This is a genomic window from Pseudomonas sp. GW821-FHT01C01, from assembly GCF_059422645.1.
This window is the reverse complement of sequence record NZ_JBWKXF010000104.1, coordinates 1-5,343: the sequence shown is the minus strand read 5'-3', so window position 1 is coordinate 5,343 and position 5,343 is coordinate 1. Positions and strand designations below refer to the sequence as shown.

At 60.6% G+C, this 5,343-nt stretch carries 5 protein-coding genes; all 5 read left to right on the top strand.

Going from position 1 to position 5,343, the window contains the following annotated elements; translation table 11 throughout:
• Nucleotides 1–617: 617 nt before the first annotated feature.
• The 5 genes from AC07XF_RS28770 (at nucleotide 618) to AC07XF_RS28750 (ending at nucleotide 5,249) form a co-directional block, all read left to right on the top strand.
• On the top strand, nucleotides 618–1,034 hold the full coding sequence (locus AC07XF_RS28770) for a DoxX family protein (RefSeq protein WP_495029222.1): 417 nt from the start codon (nucleotides 618–620) through the stop codon (nucleotides 1,032–1,034).
• Nucleotides 1,027–1,635, top strand: coding sequence for an antibiotic biosynthesis monooxygenase (locus AC07XF_RS28765; RefSeq protein WP_495029221.1), 609 nt, complete (start codon nucleotides 1,027–1,029; stop codon nucleotides 1,633–1,635). Before AC07XF_RS28770 ends, AC07XF_RS28765 begins: the two co-directional genes overlap by 8 nt.
• Nucleotides 1,635–3,473, top strand: a complete 1,839-nt coding sequence (locus tag AC07XF_RS28760; protein ID WP_495029220.1) for an amidohydrolase — start codon at nucleotides 1,635–1,637, stop codon at nucleotides 3,471–3,473. Before AC07XF_RS28765 ends, AC07XF_RS28760 begins: the two co-directional genes overlap by 1 nt.
• 70 nt (nucleotides 3,474–3,543) lie before the next feature.
• Nucleotides 3,544–4,170 carry an isochorismate family cysteine hydrolase YcaC gene (ycaC, locus tag AC07XF_RS28755; protein ID WP_495029219.1) on the top strand — a complete coding sequence of 209 codons (627 nt, stop codon included), beginning with the start codon at nucleotides 3,544–3,546 and terminating at the stop codon, nucleotides 4,168–4,170.
• A 182-nt stretch (nucleotides 4,171–4,352) separates the two neighbouring features.
• Complete coding sequence (locus tag AC07XF_RS28750; RefSeq protein ID WP_495029218.1) at nucleotides 4,353–5,249, top strand: LysR family transcriptional regulator; 897 nt, start codon at nucleotides 4,353–4,355, stop codon at nucleotides 5,247–5,249.
• Nucleotides 5,250–5,343 lie beyond the last annotated feature (94 nt).

Here is a 5,343-nt window from a genome sequence, read left to right as displayed (position 1 = left end):
CTCAGCCTGCCGAGGGGGCGGGTGGATCAAGATCAAAAGCTGCAGGCGAGCTAACGCTCGGCCTGATGAGTGGTGAGAAGCGTGGGTGTACGCCGGACCTGCTCCTGCTCCTCGTAGGAGCTGGCTTGCCAGCGAAGGCGGCCTGCCAGCCGACCCGGCTCTACCGAATGTACTCGGTCCAATTGTAGGAGTGAGCCTGCTCGCGAAGGCGGCCTGAAAGCCGACCAATCTCTCGCAGATACATGCAAATCAACCTGTGGGAGCGGGCTTGCTCGCGAAGGCGGCGTGTCAGGCAACATTGATGTTGGATGTGCCGGCCCCTTCGCAGGCAAGCCAGCTCCCACAGTTTTGTGGTGACCCCGGCATTTGTAAACACCCCCCAATCCCCTGTGGGAGCGGCCTGCTCGCGATAGCGGTGGGCCAGTCAACACCCATGCTGGATGTAATGCCGCCATCGCGAGCAAGCTCGCTCCCACAAGGTTCTATGTCGTTTGTTCGATCTCGGTCTTCCCGTAAACAGAGCACGTACATTCAATTTTTCCTTCCCCCGTCCCATCATTATCGAATCCAGTCCCGGCGCATGGGCGTCGGTGGTTTTTCATTTGTGCGGGTGGGCCATGGACGCTTCGCGACGCGATGATCGGGCGCAAGACTGGGGGCTGCTGTTCCTGCGGGTCAGCGGCGGATTGTTTCTGTTGTGGGTGCACGGTTTGCCCAAGCTGCTTCACTACAGTGCCGAGTTGCAAAACATCGAAGACCCTTTCCACCTGGGGGCGAACCTGACGCTGATATTGGCGATTTTCGCCGAGGTGGTGTGCCCGCTGCTGATCGTCGTCGGGTTTCTGGTGCGTCTGGCGTGTTTGCCTATTCTGTTTTTGCTATGGGTGTCGATGTTGATCGTGCATCCGGAGTGGACCCTCTTCGAAGGCCAGTTCGGCTGGCTGTTGCTGATTGTGTTCACCAGCATTTTCATCGCCGGCCCGGGACGGCTGGCGCTCAATGTCCGTTTCGCCGGAGTCTTGCGTTATGTCTGATCTCAATCGCCGTGAACCGGCAAGTCCCGGGCCTGATGAGGTGGTGACGCTGATTGTCAAACACCGGGTCAAGGCCGGTTTTGAAGTGCCTTATGAAGCCTGGCTGCGCAACATCGTCAAGGTGGCCGCGCAGAGTGTCGGGCATTTGGGCGTGGATGTGGTGCGCGGCAAGAACGCCGGCCTCGACACTTACACCTGCGTGCTGCGCTTTTGCTCGACCGAGGCGATGCAGCGCTGGCTCGATTCGCCGCAGCGCCAGGAACTGGTCGACGAAGCCGCGCCGATGCTGGCCGATGGCGACCAGACCGAAGTCAATCCGGTCAACGAGTTCTGGTTCTCGCCCCAGGCCGAAACCGGTACGCCACCGCCGCGCTGGAAGCAGTCCGTGGTGACGTTGCTGGTGATCCTGCCGCACACCTTGCTGGTGCCGCTGCTCTGGGGGCCGCTGCTAGGGCTCAACGCCTTGCTCTCCAACTACGTGGTGGCCACGTTCCTGATCACCCTGACCATCGTGCTCTCGGTGGTTTACATCTTTATGCCCATGGCGACGCGTCTGTTCGCGCCCTGGCTGTCTCCCGCCACTTTGCACGAGGAACCGTGATGAACGCCGATCTGATTCTGTTCAATGGTCAATTCCATACCGTTGACCGCGAAAGACCGCTCGCCAGCGCCGTGGCGATCAGCGGCGGTCGCTTTGTTGTGGTGGGCAGCGATGCCGAGGCTATGGCCCTGCGTGGTTCAGGCACACAAGTCATCGACCTCAAGGGACGCTGCGTGATTCCCGGGCTCAACGACTCGCACTTGCACCTGATCCGCGGCGGCTTGAACTACAACCTGGAACTGCGCTGGGAAGGTGTGCCGTCCCTGGCCGATGCCCTGCGCATGCTCAAGGATCAGGCCGACCGTACGCCGACGCCGCAGTGGGTGCGGGTGGTCGGTGGCTGGAACGAATTCCAGTTCGCCGAGAAGCGCATGCCGACCCTGGCCGAGCTCAACCAGGTGGCACCGGACACGCCGGTGTTTGTCCTGCACCTGTACGACCGTGCCTTGCTCAACCGCGCCGCGTTGCGCGTGGCCGGCTATACCCGCGACACGCCGAACCCTCCGGGCGGCGAGATCGTGCGCGACGCCAATGGCGAGCCGACCGGCATGCTGGTGGCGCGGCCGAACGCGATGATTCTGTACTCGACCCTGGCCAAGGGGCCGAAGTTGCCGCTGGAATATCAGGTCAACTCGACCCGTCAGTTCATGCGCGAACTCAATCGCCTGGGTCTGACCAGCGCCATCGATGCCGGCGGTGGTTTCCAGAATTATCCGGATGATTATCAGGTGATCGAACAGTTGGCGAAGGACGAGCAACTGACGGTGCGCATCGCCTACAACCTGTTCACCCAGAAGCCCAAGGAAGAGTTGACCGACTTCAAGAACTGGACCGGCAGCGTGAAGCTGCACCAGGGGGACGATTACTTGCGGCACAACGGCGCCGGGGAAATGCTGGTGTTCTCGGCGGCGGACTTCGAAGACTTCCTCGAACCGCGCCCGGACCTGCCGCAAACCATGGAAGCCGAACTGGAGCCGGTAGTGCGGCATCTGGTCGAGCAACGCTGGCCGTTCCGTTTGCACGCCACCTACAACGAATCCATCAGCCGCATGCTCGACGTGTTCGAGAAGGTCAACCGCGACATTCCGTTCAACGGCTTGCCGTGGTTTTTCGACCATGCCGAAACCATTACCCCGCAGAACATCGAGCGGGTGAGGGCGCTGGGTGGCGGCATTGCGATTCAGGATCGCATGGCGTTCCAGGGTGAATATTTCGTCGAGCGTTACGGCGCGAAAGCGGCCGAAGCCACGCCACCGATCAAACGCATGCTGGCCGAGGGCGTACCGGTCGGTGCCGGTACCGACGCTACGCGGGTGTCGAGCTACAACCCATGGACCTCGCTGTACTGGATGGTCAGCGGTCGCACGGTCGGCGGCATGGAGTTGCACGCCGAAGGCTTGTCGCGCCTGACAGCGCTGGAACTGTTCACCCATGGCAGCGCCTGGTTCTCTTCGGAGCAAGGCAAAAAAGGCCAGATCAAGGTCGGGCAATTGGCCGACGTCGCGGCCCTCAGCGCGGACTTTTTCAGTGTCGATGAAGAGGCGATCAAGTGGATCGAATCGGTGTTGACCGTGGTCGGCGGCAAAGTGGTGTACGGCGCCGGTGACTTTGAAAAACTCGGGCCGGCCAGTTTGCCAGTGCTGCCGGACTGGTCGCCGGTGGTGAAGGTGCCGGGCCACTGGCGCCCGACGTCGCCGATGCAGGCCCAGGTTCACCATTGCAGCGGACCGTGCGCGGTGCATTCCCACAGCCATGAACGGGCGCGCCTGTCGAACGCGCCGGTCAGCGATTTCGCCGGTTTCTGGGGCGCTTTTGGCTGTTCGTGTTTTGCCTTCTGACCCATTTAAAAAAAGCGTCGGCCCAACAGGTCGGCGCTAACTGCGACAACCATCCATCAAGGAGTTTCCAATGAGCAACGTTCCGTACAAACGCCTGAACAAAGACGATGCCGTGGTATTGCTGGTCGACCACCAGACCGGTCTGATCTCGCTGGTACAGGATTTCTCGCCCAACGAGTTCAAGAACAATGTGCTGGCACTGGGCGACATCGCCAAGTTCTTCAAACTGCCGACCATCCTCACCACCAGTTTCGACAGCGGTCCGAACGGCCCGATCGTACCGGAGCTCAAGGCGCAGTTCCCGGACGCGCCGTTCATTGCCCGCCCGGGCCAGATCAATGCCTGGGACAACGCAGACTTCGTCAAGGCGATCAAAGCCACCGGTCGCAAGCAACTGATCATCGCCGGTGTGGTGACCGACGTGTGCGTGGCGTTCCCGACTTTGTCGGCCATTGCCGAGGGCTTTGAGGTGTTTGTGGTGACCGACGCTTCCGGCACCTTCAACACCACTGTGCAACAAGCAGCGTGGGCGCGCATGTCGGCCGCCGGTGCACAACTGATGAACTGGTTCTCCGTGGCCTGCGAGCTGCAAGGCGACTGGCGCAACGACATGGAAGGCCTGGCCAACCTGCTGTCGGAACGCCTGCCGAACTATCGCAACCTGATCAACAGCTACACGAAATTCACGGCCAGGTAAGATCTGCCCTTTGTAGGAGCGAGCTTGCTCGCGATGGAGTGCAGAACACCGCGTTTTTTCAGCATGAACGCGTCATCGTTGGCGACCATCGCGAGCAAGCTCGCTCCTACAGAAAAGCGTATGAGGGTATTCGGAAGGGAAAAGCGGTTGTAAGGTGTTTGACTGTCAACCGGGAAGTGACAATGAACCCCTTCGAAGATATGCGTATTTTTTGCCAGGTCATGGACTCCGGCAGCTTCACCGCTGCCGCCGATCAATTGGGCCTGTCCAAGCAGTTTGTCAGCCGCCGCTTGATGCAACTTGAAGAACGCCTCGGCGTGCGTTTGCTCAATCGCTCGACCCGACGGCTGGATGTCACGCCCCTGGGGCAGAGTTATTACGAGTCAGCCCTGCGCCTGCTCAGCGAAGTCGAACAAGTGGAACAAGGCATCGCCGGCCAGACCACCGAGCCACGCGGGACCATTCGTGTGAGTGCGCCGCTGTCGTTCGCACTGGCGCATCTGGGGTGCTTGTTACCGATGTTTTTGCAGCGCTATCGCGACGTGACGGTGGAGATGGATTTGAGCGATCGTCCCGTGGATTTGCTCGGTGAAGGTTACGATCTGGCTTTGCGCATTGGCACACTGGAAGACTCGACGCTGATCGCCCGCCGCATTGCCTCCATTGAACGGGTGTACTGCGCAAGCCCCGCGTACCTGGCCGAACACGGCACACCGCTCAAGCCTGAAGATTTGCACGGTCACGACTGCCTTCCGTACGGCCATGGTCGACAGGTGCAATGGCGTTTTGCGGGGCAGGGCAAACCATTGAGTGTCAATGTCAGCGGGCGGATGCGGGTCAATAACGGTGAATTGCTCAAGGACGCGGCGATCGCTGGCCTGGGGGTCACGTATTTGCCGACGTTCATTGTCGGGTCGGCGTTGAAGGATGGAAGGCTGGTGGAAGTGCTGGAGGATTTTTGCCCCGGACCGCTGACGTTATCGGCGGTGTATCCACAGCATCGTCAGAGTTCGCGGCCGGTGCAGGCGCTGGTCGGGTTTTTGCGTGAGCGGCTGGATCAGTCTGAGGCTGGGTTGTAAGGAAATGGTCCACAGAATCAAATGTGGGAGCGGGCTTGCTCGCGAAGGCGTTGGGTCAGTCGACATCAGTGTTCGATGACACACCGCCTTCGCG